Genomic DNA, 16,026 nt, shown 5'->3' with positions numbered 1-16,026 from the left:
GCAGCTACTTCCTCACCATGTCGTCGCCGGGTAGGTGGATGGTGTTTTCGACGGGGGTACCCGGTACTTTGTGAGCACTTGGGACATAATCTTCTTGAAAGTCGGCGCCGCAGCAGCCGACGTTCTCATCGTAGCTGGCTTGGTGTAGGTCACGACGACGACGTATTGCGGGTCCTCGGCCGGGGCGATTCCGGCGAAAGACACGATGCGATCAGAGGTGTAGCCACCGGGTCCCGCTACCTCGGCTGTGCCACTCTTACCCGCCACACGGTATCCCGGAATATTCACCGCCGACGAGAGCTCACCACCCTGCACGACACTTTCGAGCATGTTCACAACTGTCTTCGCTGTGCTTTCGGAGACGACCCGTGTTCCTGTGGTCGAAGGAATACCGGTCACGGTGCCGTCGGCTTTCGTACAGTTCTCCACCAGGGTCAGTGGCAGTCTCATGCCGCCATTGCCCAGGGTTCCAAAAATCTGTGCCACCTGCAGTGCTGTGGCAGAAACGCCCTGTCCGTAGAGCACGTTGTATTTGCTCTGGTTGTCCCACGGTTTGGAACTGTTGCCGGTGACACCCAGGCTGCCGGTCCCCTCACCCAGGAAATTGATATCGGTCTTTTGACCGAGGCCGAACTTCTTCATGTAGGCGAGACGCACATCCTCCGGCACCTGAGACCCGAGCATCGAGATGCCGACGTTCGACGAGTTCTGCAGGACGCCGGTGAGAGTGAGCTGTTGGGTCGGATGCGCTGTGGCATCGCGCACGAACCCACCCTCTGGCGTTGCCCACCGCGAGGGCACGGTTGCCTGCATGGTCGGCGATCCGATGCCGGAATCGAGCAGGATCGCGGCAGACATCGCCTTGAAGACCGACCCGGGCTCGTATGCGGCAGTAAACGCCTGTGATCCGAAGTTCGCGACGTCCGATCCGTCGATGTTGTTGGGGTCGACCGCCGGCCAGTCGGTGGCCGCCATGACGTGGAAGTCTTTGATGCGAAGCACGACTGCGGTGCCGGACGTAGCTCCGATCGCGGTGCCCTGCTCGGCGACGGCCTGCGTGGAGAACCACTGAAGGTCGCTGTCGATTGCGAGCGTGAGCGTGCCACCGGGCGTGGCTGTCTTGCGTGTGACAGCACTGCCCGGAATCTGCACGCCGTCTGCGCCCTGCTCGTAGCTGGTGGCCCCGTTGACGCTAGTCAGGCAGTCTTTCGCGGTGACCTCGAGCCCGCCACCCGGTCCGTCCGTGCTCATATAGCCCGTGAGGTTGCCGGCAACGGCACCGTTCGGATAGGTGCGCTTGGGATGGAATTGGAAGACGATGCCTGGGATTTTGAGCTTCTCGATCGCACGCCGTGTTGCGAGGTCGACGGACTTGGTGACCAGAGCGTAGTTCGACTTCGGATTCTGGGTCATCGACTGGTACACGGTTGCCGGGTCCTGCTGTGTCAGTGTCGCGAGGTCGGTCGCGGCCTGCAGCACCGTCACCGTGGTTTTCTTGCCGTCCTCTGCGCGGACCGTGAAACCGCCATCCGAATCCATCTTCGCGAAGTTCATCGGAGAGACAGCAACGTCGTAGCGATTGACACTGTTGGCCAATGCCACACCGTTGGTGTCCACGATGTCTCCGCGTGCCGCGTACGTGGGAATTTCGACCGCACGTTTATTGAGCGCGTCAGAGGTGAGCTGGTCGGCACGCACGATTTGGATGTCGACAAGACGCACCGCGAAGACACCAACGACGGCGAACACCATCACGATCGCTAGGGCGAGGCGGCGGCGGCTGCGGCGGGGATTGGTCACTGGCGCCTCCTTCACGAAGTTTCGGTGGTGCGGATGATCAGCGGGTCAGCGGGTCACCGGTGACGGTAAGGCATTGGGTGCGCTACTTCCCGGGGTGGACGCTACAGAACCCGTACCCGTGGATCCGGAAGGCGCGCCCGTGCCCGCCGCTTCCGCTTCCGCTGCGGCTGCTGCGGCTGCGGCTCCGAGAGCCGAGATGTCAGGGGTGATGAGCGCGTTAGGGGTGTAGAGCGCGGCATCCGCAGCGACGGAGGTATCGGCGGTCGCCGCAGTCGGGGCGCGACTGACACCCCCCGACAGACTGAGGTAGCCCTGACTGCCGGTGTTCATGACCATTCCGAGCGCGGACGCCTGACCCGCGAGGTTTTGCGGAGACTGCAGCACGCTGAGCGTCTCACCGAGAGCTTGCTGGTCACGAGACAGGTCGCGCTGGGTTTGCTGCAATCCAGAAATCTGATACGCGCCATCCGACAGCCAGATACTCAGGAGCAACTGGGCCATCAGGATGACGAAAAGTCCAGCAATGGCGACGAGCGCATAAACAACTTTGGGGCGCGCCCGCTTCTGGCCGCGGGTCGACACGATCTCGATATGGCGCGGCTGGCTATCCGGTATTGCCGGTGGGAATACCGACGGATCGATGGCGAGACTGTTGCTCATGCTGCCCTCCGAATGCGTTCGGCGGCGCGCAACCGCACTGAGGTCGACCGCGGGTTCGCGTTTTTCTCGTCATCGGTGGCGAGTTCGGCACCGCGCACGAGCAGTCTGAGTTCTGCACGGTGTTCCGGCAGCTCGATCGGAAGCCCCGCAGGGGCGGTGGAAGAGGATGCCGCGGCCAGCGCCCGCTTCACGATGCGGTCCTCGAGTGATTGGTAGGCGAGCACGACCATCCGACCCTCGACGGCGAGAGCGCGAATGGCGGCCGGGATTGCACGCTCGAGCACCGCGAGCTCCTGGTTCACCTCGATGCGCAGCGCCTGGAAGACCCGTTTGGCTGGATGTCCCTTGCGCTGGATCGCAACGGGTGTCGCTGCGGTAATCAGTTCGACGAGCTCGGCGGAGCGCAGAAGCGGTCGGGTCTGACGGGTTTCCACGATCTTTTTCGCGTAGCGCTGGGCGAGACGTTCCTCGCCAAACTCCCAGAAGATACGACGCAGCTCTGACTCGCTGTACTCCGCGAGGATGCGCTCGGCGGTGAGCGGGGATGTCGCGTCCATCCGCATGTCCAGTGGAGCATCTTTGGAGTAGGAGAAACCGCGCTCAACCCGATCGAGCTGAAGCGATGAGACGCCGAGATCGAAGAGAATGCCGGCCGGCTCGGTAAACCCCAAATCGTCAAGGGACTCTTCGAACCGGTCATAGACCGTGTGGACAAGGTGCACTCGGTCACCGAAGGGCTCGAGACGCTCCCCCGCGATGGAGAGAGCATCGGTGTCGCGATCGAGACCGACGAGCACAAGCCCGGGGAAACGCTGGAGAAAAGCCTCGGCGTGCCCGGCCATGCCGAGTGTGGCGTCGACGAGCACTGCTCCCGGCCGAGACAGGGCCGGGCTGAGCAGCTCTATCGTGCGTTCGAGCATGACGGGGGTGTGGATACTGTTGTCGACCATGTTGCCAGTGGTTCTGCAGTTCCCTGCTCCTGATCCCCATCCGTCCGACCTGTCACCGGGGAAGTGATGTCAGGGCGAATCGACGGCTGGGAGTCAGGAACAGGGACGCTAGAAGAGCCCGGGGATCACCTCCTCAGGGGTCTCGGCGAACGCAGTCTCCTGTTCGGAGTAGTAGGTCTCCCAGGCGGTGGTGTCCCAAATCTCGGCGCGGTTGCCCGCGCCGATCACGGTGAGGTCGCGACCGAGTCCGGCGTAGGCACGCAGTCCGGCGGGAATCGTGACGCGATGCTGGACATCCGGCACTTCGGCGTTCGCTCCGGAGAGAAAGAGCCTCAGGTAGTCCCGCGCTTGCTTGCTCGTGACCGGGGCCTGGCGGATTCGGTCGTGCAGCTCCTCAAACTCGCGGGTGGAAAAAACGTAGAGGCACCGCTCCTGGCCCCGGGTAATCACGATGCCGGATTCGAGCTCCGACCAGAACTTCGCCGGAAGGATGACACGGCCCTTGTCGTCGAGTTTGGGGGTGTGCGTACCGAGAAACATCGCAGACTCTCCCCCTCATTCTCCGGCCCGGATTCAGATATCCTCCACTTTACTCCACTCTCCACCACTTCACAATAAAAATCGGCTAAAAATGCCACTGATGCGCGAACAATAAGTTCAGGTTGTGGTTGGCGTTTCCGCCGTTCTCCGCGACATGACGGGATCTGATCGGTACCTGCTGGCTGCCCAGGCCCCGGAATGTGGGGAACGCGGCCATGGGTGTGCCGCAAAGCCCGGTCTTGACGCTGCTGATTGCTTTGTTCACGACCCCCGGCATACAGGGAAAGGCTCAGTGGAGGGAAATGGAGCAACATCGCCCGATCCGGAGCGAAAAGGGCACAAAAAAGGCCGATCTCGCGATCGGCCGATATTTGTGACGCGTCCCTGCTGCTGGCGTTCCTACTGCTCGCGTCCGTCCTGACGCTTGTCCCAGCGCTCGTTCATGCGATCCATGAAGGTGGCCTTCGAGCGCGAAGGCGTCGGCCGTGGTGCCTCTTCGACAATTCGGCGCGGTGCCGAGATCGAGACGAGTACGCCAACGAACATCACGGCAAATCCGGCGACGCCGAGAATTGCCAACTGCAGCATCACTCCCGCGACGATTACGGCGATGCCCGCGAGACCGACAAGCACACCGATCACGATGGAACGGTACGTGGGTCGTCCCCGACCAGATCCGACGGTCGCGACGAAGTCGGCGTCGCTGTGATAGAGGCTGCGCTCCATCTCGTCCAGGAGCTGCTGTTCATGTTCCGACAGCGGCATGGTGACTCCTTCCCCGGCCAGTGGTTGTGGCTCTCTGTGCTAATTGTAGGCTCTCCGAGGTGGCTAGGCTATGACAGTGTCTGAGAGTAAGCGGTTAGTTGACCTAGTCCAGAGCGACATCGATGCCTTTCTGGATGAGCGTGAGCCCCTGCTCGCTTCCATTGGATCTGACCTCGCGCCGTTCATCGACTTCTCCCGAGATTTGCTGCGGGGCGGGAAGCGTTTTCGAGCGCTGTTTTGTTACTGGGGCTGGCAGTCTGTGAGCGGCCACGTCCCCGCGTTCGATGTGATCCCCGATCGCTCCGCGGAAAGCGATTTCGCGGCTGTCGTGCGTGCTGCGAGCGGCCTTGAGATTTTCCACGCCGCCGCTCTCGTGCACGACGACATCATGGACAACTCAGACACCCGGCGCGGTATGCCGAGCGCGCACAAGCGATTCCAGGGGCTTCACGACGACGGTCGCTGGACGGGAAGTGCACGCTCCTTTGGCGACTCGGCGGCGCTGTTGCTCGGCGATCTGCTGCTGAGCTGGAGTGATGAACTATTCGACTCCGGCCTGCAGGCACTGACTTCTCCCGCTGCCCGGGTGACCGCGCGAGCTGAATTCAACCGCATGCGCACCGAAGTGACGGTCGGCCAATACCTCGACGTTCTCGAGGAACGCAGCTGGCGCAACTATCCGGAGCCGGATCTCCTGTCTCGTGCGCACCGGGTGATCGTCTATAAATCTGCCAAATACAGCATCGAAGCACCCCTCGCGATCGGTGCAGCCCTCGCCGGCGGATCCGAGAAGCAGGTCTCCGCGCTGCGCGAATTCGGACTCCCGTTAGGAATCGCGTACCAATTACGCGATGACCTCCTCGGCGTGTTCGGCGACCCGGAAACCACCGGCAAGCCCTCGGGTGACGACCTGCGGGAGGGCAAACGGACCGTGCTCATCGCCCTCGCCCGCAACAAGCTCCCTGCCAGCTCGACCAGTCTGCTCGACGAATTGCTCGGAGACCCCGAACTCTCCGCCCAGCAGGTGTCGATACTCCAGGCATCCATTCGCGACAGCGGTGCGGTCGAACATGTGGAGCGCATCATCGATCACAACGTGGCACTCGCGATTACCGCAATCGAAGATGCCCCGCTCAGTCAGGCATCGAAGCAGCAGCTCGTGCAGCTTGCCGACACTGTCATCAAGCGTTCCGCCTGACGGACCCTGCCGTCTCGGGCGGGACCTTAGAAACCGAGGGCCTGAGCCACCCGACGCACCTCGGCCTTGCGCCCGGCGCGCAGCGCGTCGATGGGGGCGATGCCGATGCTCTCTTCAACGGTGAGCAGCCACCGCATTGCCTCATCGTCGCTGAAACCGCTGTCATGCAGCACCAGAATGGTGCCACGCAGTTCGGACAGCGGCTCCGCATCCCGGATGAAGACCTCCGGCACTTTCCACACTCCGTCGACCTGGGAGGCCAGCAGGGTGTGATCCTCAATGAGTCGCCGCACCTTGGACACTCCTATTCCGAGCAGGTCCACAAGTTCCGGGAGGGTAAGCCAGCGAAAATCTGAAGCAGTAGTCACGGATCCAATGCTGCCAGACCCGCGCCAACACGCAAACCTCGAAGCCCATTTCATCCGCACATTTCGTCGTCTTATTTCGACTGTGTTAATTCAAATAACATGACTAACCTGAACAACATTGTTAACCCAAGCAACATTGTTAACTAAAGCAACATACTGAACTCAAGCCACATCCGTCTCACTAATTGACACTGCTATCGATCTGTGTCAGCGTTCTCCTGACAGTTCGAGTGTCTTCCCGGCTGGGATGTCTCGGGGCGGGTGACAATCGAGGTGTGGCGATGACGAAGACTTTCGACCAGGACAACGGCGGCGCCAGTCGTCGGCAGCCCATTCGGCCCGAACCCAACAAAATCGTCCGTGGCCTGTTCACCACTCTCCCGATCGTGCTCGTCGGCTCGATCGCGATGAGCCTCAACGCCACCGGTCCGATCCACACGACCGACCTGCGCCGCGATAAGCCGCGGGCCACTCCCGCTGAACTCGGTAAGAGCATCCGTGACGCCTTCACTGCCGCCGCTCGCGCCACGACCAGCCCGGAAGTCTCCTCGGTGTCGCACGGCACCGTCACTGCTGCAGTCGCTGCAGCACCTGCCACCTACCGCGTGGTCGCGGGCGATACCGTGTCGGGAATCGCCGGACGGTACGGCCTCGCCACCGCATCCGTTCTCGCCCTCAACGGCCTCAGCTGGAAATCCGTGATCTTCGCCGGACAGACTCTGAAACTTGGCACGAGCGGGGTGGTCGCCACAGCGGCTCCCGCCATCGCCGCCCCCACCGGTCGATACACGATCCAAAAGGGCGATTCGATCGGCGGAATCGCTGCGAAGTTCGGCCTCGCCACCCAGACGCTTTTGAGCGCCAACGGACTGGCCTGGACGAGCATCATCTACCCGGGCCAGACCATCGCGATCCCGGGATCTACCGGTGTGGCATCCGCTGCACCAGCAAGCCAGGTGCGGGTAGTCGAGGCTCCTTCCGCTCCCGCCGCGGCCAGGACGCCGGTGACCTATACGATCGCAAGCGGCGACTCCATCACCAAGATCGCCGCGAAATTCGGCGTGACAGTTCAGGCCATTCTCACGGCGAACAACCTCACCTGGTCGAGCATCATTTACGGAGGGCGCACACTCACCATCCCGAGCGCTCCCACTGTCGTGCCTGCCTCATCGAACAGCTCGGCTGTCGTGCCGGCTTCGCCGAGCGTCGTCGTTGCTCTCACCAGCGAGATGGCCACCAACGCGCGCACCATCGTGACGGTCGGTCGCTCACTCGGCGTGCCGGAGTACGGCCTGGTTGTGGCCCTCGCGGCAGCAGCCCAGGAGTCCGGGCTCCGCAACCTCAACTATGGCGATCGCGACTCGATCGGCATCTTTCAGCAACGCCCGAGCACCGGATGGGGCACTCCCGAGAAGATTCTGGACCCCACGTACTCAGCCCGGCTGTTCTTCGGTGGACCGAAGAACCCCAATGCCGCATTCACCCGTGGACTTCTCGACATCCCCGGATGGCAGACCAAGTCGGTGACGGATGCCGCCCAGGCGGTTCAGCTCTCCGGCTACCCGGCGGCCTACGCCAAGTGGGAAACCTCGGCGCGTTCCTGGCTCGCCACCATCCGCTGACCTACCGACCACCGCATCTGCTCGCCACCGCATCTGCCCGCCACCGCATCTGCCCAACATAACGATTGCACCACTGCACCCGACCGACGTGGCGCACGGCCGGTGTTTTAGCCAGATGATTCGGCAGTCGATCCCTAGACTTGACTCGTGACAACCAGCAGTACTGACCCCCTGATCGGGCGTCTTGTCGACGGTCGATACCAGGTGCGCTCACGCATTGCGCGCGGCGGGATGGCGACGGTGTACCTCGCCACCGACCTGCGGCTGGAACGACGGGTTGCGATCAAGGTCATGCACGGTCACTTGGCCGACGATTCACAATACAAAGCGCGTTTTATTCAGGAAGCGCGGTCGGCGGCCCGACTGGCACATCCGAATGTCGTGAATGTCTACGACCAGGGACAGGATGGCGAGACCGCCTATCTGGTCATGGAATACCTGCCGGGCATCACGCTGCGAGACCTGCTCATGGAGCACAAGGTGCTCACCACGATGCAGACGATGGACATCATGGAAGCCATCCTGTCCGGGCTCGCCGCCGCCCACAAAAATGGCATCGTGCACCGCGACCTGAAGCCCGAGAATGTATTACTCGCGGACGATGGTCGGATCAAGATCGGCGACTTCGGGCTCGCGCGCGCGGCATCCGCGAACACCGCTACCGGTAATGCACTGCTCGGCACGATCGCCTACCTCTCCCCCGAGCTGGTGACCCGTGGAGTGGCCGACACCCGGAGCGACATCTATGCCGTCGGCATCATGCTCTACGAGATGCTGGCCGGTGAGCAGCCGTTCAGGGGTGAGCAGGCGTTCCAGATCGCGCACCAGCACGCCAATGACACCGTGCCGACCCCGAGTACCAAGAACCCCCGGGTGCCGGCCGAGCTCGATGAGCTCGTGCTCTGGGCCACAGCGCGGGATCCCGAACAGCGCCCACGGGACGCCAAGGCCATGCTCGACCAGCTGCACGAGACGGAAGCACTACTGCGACTCGATGAGCCGACCACCGCGACTGTTGCCCAGCGCACGATGATCATGCCCTCTGCGGTGGCTGTGCCCTCGAACACCGGCGATACCCAGATCCTCTCGACCAAGCCCCGTCACCGCACCGGTCCGATCCTGACGGAATCGGCCACCCAGCTCGCGGGAAATAGTGACCGGAGGCGACGGAAGGGGTTCTGGCTGTTCGCGCTGGTCATTCTCATCGCGGCGCTTGCTGGCGGCACCGGGTGGTACTTCGGTGCGGGGCCGGGCTCACAGGTGGTGATCCCCGACCTTGCCGGGCAGTCGCCAGCGGCAGCATCCACCACCCTGACCGGTCTCGGATTTACGGTGAATCCCTCGATCGGACAGGCACCGTCAGTGAAGATCGCGAAAGGTGCGGTGGTTCGCACGACGCCCGCTATCGGCACCAGAGTGGCTAAGGCCAGCCAGGTGACGCTGCTGATCTCGACCGGGCCGCAGTTGCTTTCTGTGCCAGAGCTGGTTGGTCAGACGGAGAAGACTGCGATCCAGAAGATCGGCGATGCGCGCTTCACCTATGACCCGAAGGGCTCGAGCCGCCAGTTCGATGCGAAGGTCGCGAAGGACACCGTGATCGCGGCATTCGGCACCGGCGGCGTTGATCTGTCGACCGCCGCGACCTATAGCGAACAGGAGCCCATCACGCTGGTCGTCTCGGCCGGAGCAATACCGGACGTGGCCGGCCTCAGCGTCGCGGATGCCACCCAGAAACTCAAGGTTGTGAACATCACCGCCACCTCTGGCCGAAACACCTTCAGCGATTCGATCCCAGCGGGAAACGTGATTGGCATCGAGCTCGCCGACGGGCAGGTGGTGCGCCCCGGAAACTCCGTGTCCCTCACCGTGTCGAAGGGCAAGGAGCAGGTTGCGGTGCCGGATGTTGTCGGCCAGACCTGGGCAGTGGGGAAGAAGATGCTGACAGACGCCGGTTTTAAGATCAAATTCGGGGATGGGATTAGCGAACTTATCTCCGCGGCGCCGAACAGCGCGATCGTGAAATCGGTTCAGCCGGGAACGGGAACTCAAGTAGATAAGGGCTCGACAGTTGTTGTCACCCTCAAGATCAATTAATAGTTGACGCCCGATAGCCGGAGTTCGCAGGCGGTTCCCGGGGGGACCCAGCTTCGATCCCGTACCCTAATTGGACGATGGACGACTCCCACCAACCCAGGCCCCCGTATTCTGCCCGCCGCACACCCGGCGTGATCAGGACAGGGGGCGAGAAATGAACGAGTGGATCATGGTCGGTATCGGCCTGGTTCTCACCGTCGGCACCGGGCTCTTTGTAGCATCCGAATTCGCCCTCGTGAATCTGGACCGCAACGACCTCGAGGGTCGACGTGACCGGGGTGAGACACGGCTCGGCCCCACGATCCGGGCTCTCAAGATCACCTCGACCCACCTCTCCGGCGCACAGCTCGGCATCACACTGACGACGCTGCTCACCGGGTATACCTTCGAGCCGGCGATCAGCTCCCTGCTGGCCGGGCCGCTGAGGGGCATCGGTGTTCCCGAGGCCATCGTGCCGGCCATCGGTGGGGCGATCGGAATCCTCCTTGCGACGCTGTTTTCCATGGTCATCGGCGAACTCGTGCCGAAGAATTTCGCCCTCGCGGTGCCACTCGCGACAGCGAAACTCGTTGTGCCGTTTCAGACCGCATTCACCACCGTGTTCAAGCCGGTGATCGTTGGATTCAACAACACCGCAAACGCGATCATCCGTGGCTTCGGCATCGAGCCAAAAGAGGAGCTCTCCGGTGCGAGGACGGCAGAGGAACTTGGCTCACTCGTTCGGCGGTCCGCTCTCGAAGGTCTGCTCGACCAGGATCATGCAACGCTGCTCGGGCGCACCCTGACCTTCTCCGAGCATTGTGCAGCCGACGTCATGACACCGCGCGTGCGCATGTCCTCGGTAGCGACCACCGACACTGCGGAAGCGGTTGTGGCGCTCGCGCGCGCCACCGGATACTCCCGCTTTCCTGTCACGGACGACGGTGTCGACGACATCGTCGGCGTCGTGCACGTGAAGCAGGCCTTCGCCATCGCCCTCGATGAGCGCGCGAGTGTCGTCGCAGCCGACATCATGATCGAGCCACTGCGCGTGCCAGAGAGCATGGGTGTCGATACCCTGCTCGGCCTCCTGCGCCGCAGCGGATTCCAGATCGCTATCGTGAGTGACGAATACGGCGGAACCGCGGGCATCGCGACCCTCGAGGACCTCGTCGAAGAACTGATCGGCGAGCTGGAAGACGAACACGATCGCTCCCGTGCCGGTGTCATCCGCTCCGGCGGATCGATCTCATTCGACGCCGGTCTTCGCCCCGACGAGCTCCTCGATCGCACTGGCCTTGTCGTTCCGGACAACGCCGAATACGAGACCGTCGCTGGTTTTCTGACCGACGAACTCGACCGGATCCCCAAGGTGGGTGACGAGGTGAGGATTGCGACCGGCGCCATTCGGGTGGAACGCGTCGATGGTGCCCGCGTGCTCCGTCTCAGGTACACGCCGACGGCTGAAGAGGCCGACCCGTTGGCCGACAGCTCCCCTGACCACATCGTCTCCGACCTGAAAGCAGACCTCCGATGAGCGAGTATCTTCCCGGAATTATCTGGCTCGTCGTGCTGCTGCTCGTCAACGCGTTCTTCGTCGGAGCAGAGTTCGCTGTCATCTCCGCCCGTCGTTCGCAGATTGAACCGCGGGCCGATGCCGGCAGTAAATCAGCTCGGACGACACTGTGGGCGATGGAGCACGCGACGCTCATGCTCGCCACGAGCCAGCTCGGCATCACTGTGTGCTCACTGCTGATCCTCAACGTCTCGGAGCCCGCGATCCACCACCTGCTCGAGATTCCCCTCGGCCTTACCGCCCTCACCGCGGATGCCATCAGCGTCATCGCCTTCACCGCCGCTCTGCTGCTCGTCACTTTCCTGCACGTCGTGATCGGCGAGATGGTGCCAAAAAACCTGGCATTCTCAGTGCCTGACCGCGCAGCACTCATCCTTGCTCCGCCACTCGTGTTCGTCGCGCGGGTATTCAACCCGATCATCTGGACTCTCAACGGAGTCGCGAATCTCATCCTCCGGCTATTCCGGGTCACCCCGAAGAGTGAGGCGACCAGTTCGTATACTCTCGACGAGGTGGCCTCGATCGTCGAACAATCGACGCGGGAGGGCATCCTGAGCGATGCGACAGGCACCCTCGCGAAGGCCTTCGAGTTCACCACCCGCAAGGTGTTCGACGTGCAGGTTCCGATCGGCGACATGGTTGCGCTCGGTTCGCAATCGTCGCCCGCAGACATCCAGCGCGCCGTATCGGCGCACGGCTATTCCCGCTACATCCTCACGAACGACGAGGGTGACCCGACCGGCTACCTTCACCTCAAGGACGTCATGGACCTCACCGCACCGGATACGTTCACCGCTCCCGTGCCGGCCAAGCGCATCCGCCGACTCTCGGCGGTGCTTGCCAGCTCCGACCTCGAGGATGCCCTTGCCAGAATGCGCCGATCCGGCTCGCATGTCGCGCGCTCCCTCGACGAGAAGGGTATGACGGTCGGCGTGCTCTTCCTTGAAGACATCATCGAGGAACTCGTCGGCGAAGTCGAAGACATCACAAGCCGCTGAGGCCGGACCGCGCGCCCGTTCGTCAGCCGTGCGGCACAACGTCCGGCAGCACGGCTGACGAACGGGCGCATGGTGGTTGCGGGACTAGCGCGCTCCGAGTTCCTCTGCCACGAGGAACGCCAGCTCGAGCGACTGCATGTGGTTGAGCCGCGGGTCGCACAGGGACTCGTAGCGTGTCGCGAGAGTTGCCTCGTCGATCTGCTCCGAGCCGCCGAGGCATTCGGTGACGTCGTCACCGGTCAGCTCGATGTGGATGCCGCCCGGGTAGGTTCCGGCGGCACGGTGCGCCTCGAAGAAGCCCTTGACCTCGTCGACGACATCGTCGAACCGTCGCGTCTTGTAGCCGTTGGGAGTGGTGAGGCCGTTGCCGTGCATCGGGTCGGTGACCCAGAGCGGATTGGCTTCCACCTGGCTGATCGCTTCGAGCAGCGGCGGCAGAGCATCTCGGACTTTGCCTGCGCCCATCCGGGTGATGAAGGTGAGACGCCCCGGTTCGCGGTTCGGATCGAGTTTGTCGATGAGCCGAAGCATGTCGTCGACCTTGGTCGTTGGGCCAAGCTTCACACCGATCGGGTTGCGTACCCGGGACATGTAGTCCACGTGGGCACCGTCGAGATCGCGGGTGCGCTCCCCGATCCACAAGAAATGAGCCGAGGTGTTCAGCGGTGTCCCATTGCGCGAATCGATCCGCGTCATCGGTCGCTCGTAGTCCATCAGCAGGCTCTCGTGGCTCGTGTAGAAATCCACTCGCTTGAGTTCGTCGAAGTCGGCGCCAGCGGCCTCCATGAACTTGATCGCCTTGTCGATGTCGTGGGCCATCTGCTCGTAGCGCACGTTCGCCGGGTTGCGCGCGAACCCCTGATTCCAGCGGTGTACCTCGCGCAGGTCGGCGAAGCCACCCTGGGTGAAGGCGCGCACCAGATTGATGGTGGACGCCGAGGTGTGGTACCCCTGAACCAGGCGCCGCGGGTCCGCCTCGCGCGACTCCGGCGTGAAGTCGAAACCGTTGACGATGTCACCGCGGTAGGCCGGAAGGGTCACATCTCCGCGCGTCTCGGTGTCGCTCGAGCGCGGCTTGGCGAACTGCCCCGCCATTCGCCCCATCTTGATCACCGGGGTCGACGCGCCGTAGGTGAGCACGACGGCCATCTGCAGCACCGTCTTCACGCGATTGCGGATGGCGTCGGCTGTGGCACCGGCGAACGTCTCGGCGCAGTCACCACCCTGCAGGAGGAAGGCCCGTCCGCGCGCAGCTGCGGCGAGGTGCCCGCGCAGCACGTCAACCTCACCGGCGAAAATGAGGGGCGGGAGCGTCGCGATCTCGGCGGACGCAGCCTGAACTGCCGACGCATCCGGCCACTGGGGTTGCTGCTTGATCGGCAGTGTGCGCCAGTGGTCAAGGCCCGCGATCACGGAGGGATCTGCGAGTACAACCGGATCATCATTGCTGGCAAACACGGGGTGATTCCTCAATGCAACGGGCCTGATCAGTTGGGCGTATCGGGCGGGCGTGAGCGGATGGTAAGCGGATGAGCGTGAGCGGACGGTGAGCGGGCGAGCGTGAGCGTGCGCATGCACGCGTGAACGGACCGATGACCCGACTAGCCAGCCTACCGGCTGAGAGAAGCCTGCTTCTCCTTGGCTGAGGAAGCGTAGATGTCCACATACTCCTGACCGCTGAGGCGGTCGAGTTCGTACATGATCTCGTCGGTGATCGCGCGCAGAATGAACCGGTCACCCTCCATTCCCTCGAATCGGGAGAAGTCGAGCGGCTTGCCGATGACGATACCGATGCGACGGACCTTTGGCAGTCGCGATCCGATTGGCATGACCTTCTCGGTGTCGATCATCGCGACAGGAACCACGGGAACGCCGCTCTCCAGAATCATCCGCGCCACTCCGGTGCGGCCCCGGTAGAGGCGACCGTCCGGGCTGCGGGTGCCCTCCGGATAGATGCCGAGCACCTCTCCGCGAGCGAGCACGCCCAGGCCGGTCTGCAATGACGCTTCGGAGGCCTTGCCCCCGGAGCGGTCGATCGGGATCATGCCGGTGGCCGTGAGAAAGTTCTTGATCAACCAGGACTTGACGCCGCGACCGGTGTAGTAGTCGCTCTTCGCCAGGAAGCTGATGCGACGGTCCATCACGAGTGGAAGGAAGACCGAGTCGATGAACGACAGGTGGTTGGAGGCCATGATCACCCCACCGGTCTTCGGAATATTCTCGTGCCCGGTGACCCACGGACGGAAGGCCGTCTTCAACAGTGGACCAGCCACCAGGTTCTTCATGAACCAGTAGAACATTGAGAACCTACGCCTTCAGAGATTGCCTTACTCTAACGGCTTTCTTGAGCGCTACCGGTTCTCAGAGTGAACGCGGGCAAGGTCGGCAGCGCCGACCACGCCTGCATCATTCACCAGTTCGGCGATCACGAAAGCGGGTTCGGGATGGAATCCGCGCGCCGGAAGGTGGGCAAGATACGCCTCGCGGATCGGGTCGATAAGAAGGTCGCCAGCCACCGAGACTCCCCCGCCGAAGACGAAGACCTGTGGGTCGAGCACCGCGCTGAGGGATGCGCAGGCCTGGCCGAGCCAGGTGCCGAGTTCGCGCAGCGCCGTGAGTGCACCCGGATCGCCGGCAGCGATGAGCTCCGCGACATCCTGCCCGGTGAGGGTTCCGCTCTGCTCGCGCACCGCGGCGAGCCCGAGGCCGATGCCGCCGACATCCGCGATCTCGTTTGCCATGCGCATCAGTGCCCGCCCGGAGCCGTACTGCTCGATACATCCGCGAGCACCGCAGCCACACGGCAAGCCATCGGGCACGATTCGCATGTGGCCAAGCTCGGCACCCGCCCCGAAGCCGCCACGGAACAGTCGGCCCTGGCTGACGATGGCCCCACCAACACCGGTGCCGATCGTCAGCATCGTCATGTCGCTGTAGAGGCGCCCCGCACCGAAGCGGAACTCTGCCCAGCCGGCCGCGTTTGCGTCATTGTCGATCGTGATGTCCAGATCGAGACGCTCGGTGAGCCGCTGGCGCAACGGTTCACTCCGCCAGGGAATGTTCGGCGCGTAGTACACGGTCGACTGGGTTACGTCGATGAATCCGGGGGCGGCAACCCCGGCCGCCTCCACGTCTCGGCCATCGCTCAGGCGTTCGATCATTGCGACGACGGCGTCGATGATCTGCCCAGAACCGGTGGTCGGGGTCGGTACCCGATCTTCCACGATGATCTCGCCGAGCTCGGAGACGAGCGCTCCCGCGATCTTGGTGCCGCCGATGTCGATTCCAATTGCATGCACGAGCAATGACCTTCGTTCCGCGGGAGGGTTGTGGAAAAGCTATATGTTGTTGGAGCTTTGACCGCCCAACCACATAGAGTTTATGCAACGGGGGTGGCTAAGACCATTTGTCTCCCCCACCCGCTCACGCACGATACGGCTTCCCTGCGGAGCCCGTGCCGGCCCCGAAGGAGTTGC

14 protein-coding genes are annotated in these 16,026 nt (G+C 63.1%); 5 read left to right on the top strand and 9 right to left on the bottom strand.

All coding sequences use genetic code 11. The annotated features are described in order from the left end of the window. Nucleotides 1-12 precede the first annotated feature (12 nt). From IWX88_RS07290 to IWX88_RS07270, 5 genes are all read right to left on the bottom strand, one after another. Complete coding sequence (locus IWX88_RS07290; protein ID WP_196828701.1) at nt 13-1,800, bottom strand: penicillin-binding protein 2; 1,788 nt, start codon at nt 1,798-1,800, stop codon at nt 13-15. Between the two features lie 45 nt (nt 1,801-1,845). Next, complete coding sequence (locus tag IWX88_RS07285; RefSeq protein WP_196828699.1) at nt 1,846-2,460, bottom strand: hypothetical protein; 615 nt, start codon at nt 2,458-2,460, stop codon at nt 1,846-1,848. Continuing rightward, nucleotides 2,457-3,410, bottom strand: coding sequence for a 16S rRNA (cytosine(1402)-N(4))-methyltransferase RsmH (rsmH, locus tag IWX88_RS07280; protein WP_196828697.1), 954 nt, complete (start codon nt 3,408-3,410; stop codon nt 2,457-2,459). The genes IWX88_RS07285 and rsmH overlap by 4 nt, the downstream gene beginning before the upstream one ends. 108 nt (nt 3,411-3,518) lie before the next feature. Further along, entirely contained in the window at nt 3,519-3,950 is a 432-nt protein-coding gene (gene mraZ / locus IWX88_RS07275) for a division/cell wall cluster transcriptional repressor MraZ (protein ID WP_196828695.1), read from the bottom strand. A 399-nt stretch (nt 3,951-4,349) separates the two neighbouring features. Continuing rightward, nucleotides 4,350-4,715 carry a DUF3040 domain-containing protein gene (locus tag IWX88_RS07270; protein WP_196828694.1) on the bottom strand — a complete coding sequence of 122 codons (366 nt, stop codon included), beginning with the start codon at nt 4,713-4,715 and terminating at the stop codon, nt 4,350-4,352. Between the two features lie 76 nt (nt 4,716-4,791). Here IWX88_RS07270 and IWX88_RS07265 point away from each other — a divergent pair, with 76 nt between their 5' ends. Continuing rightward, nucleotides 4,792-5,913, top strand: coding sequence for a polyprenyl synthetase family protein (locus tag IWX88_RS07265; protein WP_196828693.1), 1,122 nt, complete (start codon nt 4,792-4,794; stop codon nt 5,911-5,913). A gap of 26 nt (nt 5,914-5,939) precedes the next feature. Here the strand turns inward: IWX88_RS07265 and IWX88_RS07260 are convergent, their stop codons facing one another. Next, nucleotides 5,940-6,281: an Rv2175c family DNA-binding protein gene (locus IWX88_RS07260; protein ID WP_370568229.1), complete on the bottom strand. Its 342-nt coding sequence runs from the start codon at nt 6,279-6,281 to the stop codon at nt 5,940-5,942. Between the two features lie 281 nt (nt 6,282-6,562). On the opposite strand from IWX88_RS07260, the gene IWX88_RS07255 reads away from it, so the two are divergent. From IWX88_RS07255 to IWX88_RS07240, 4 genes are all read left to right on the top strand, one after another. After that, a complete protein-coding gene (locus IWX88_RS07255; protein WP_196828691.1) occupies nt 6,563-7,903 on the top strand; it encodes a LysM peptidoglycan-binding domain-containing protein in 1,341 nt (446 codons plus the stop codon). A gap of 147 nt (nt 7,904-8,050) precedes the next feature. Then, complete coding sequence (gene pknB / locus IWX88_RS07250; RefSeq protein WP_196828690.1) at nt 8,051-9,997, top strand: Stk1 family PASTA domain-containing Ser/Thr kinase; 1,947 nt, start codon at nt 8,051-8,053, stop codon at nt 9,995-9,997. A 154-nt stretch (nt 9,998-10,151) separates the two neighbouring features. Further along, complete coding sequence (locus IWX88_RS07245; RefSeq protein WP_196828689.1) at nt 10,152-11,513, top strand: hemolysin family protein; 1,362 nt, start codon at nt 10,152-10,154, stop codon at nt 11,511-11,513. Continuing rightward, entirely contained in the window at nt 11,510-12,550 is a 1,041-nt protein-coding gene (locus IWX88_RS07240; protein WP_196828688.1) for a hemolysin family protein, read from the top strand. The genes IWX88_RS07245 and IWX88_RS07240 overlap by 4 nt, the downstream gene beginning before the upstream one ends. A gap of 84 nt (nt 12,551-12,634) precedes the next feature. On the opposite strand, the gene IWX88_RS07235 is transcribed toward IWX88_RS07240, so the two are convergent. From IWX88_RS07235 to IWX88_RS07225, 3 genes are all read right to left on the bottom strand, one after another. Next, a complete protein-coding gene (locus IWX88_RS07235) occupies nt 12,635-13,963 on the bottom strand; it encodes a class II 3-deoxy-7-phosphoheptulonate synthase (protein WP_196828988.1) in 1,329 nt (442 codons plus the stop codon). Nucleotides 13,964-14,160: 197 nt separating this feature from the next. Continuing rightward, nucleotides 14,161-14,850 (bottom strand): 1-acyl-sn-glycerol-3-phosphate acyltransferase, encoded by a 690-nt coding sequence (locus IWX88_RS07230; RefSeq protein WP_196828687.1) that lies wholly within the window; start codon nt 14,848-14,850, stop codon nt 14,161-14,163. 51 nt (nt 14,851-14,901) lie between these two features. Further along, entirely contained in the window at nt 14,902-15,849 is a 948-nt protein-coding gene (locus IWX88_RS07225; RefSeq protein WP_196828686.1) for an ROK family glucokinase, read from the bottom strand. Nucleotides 15,850-16,026: the final 177 nt, after the last annotated feature.

The organism is Frigoribacterium sp. CG_9.8 (assembly GCF_015751965.1).
In the GTDB taxonomy this organism is placed as follows: domain Bacteria; phylum Actinomycetota; class Actinomycetes; order Actinomycetales; family Microbacteriaceae; genus Lacisediminihabitans.
This window is presented reverse-complemented; position numbering and strand designations above follow the sequence as displayed.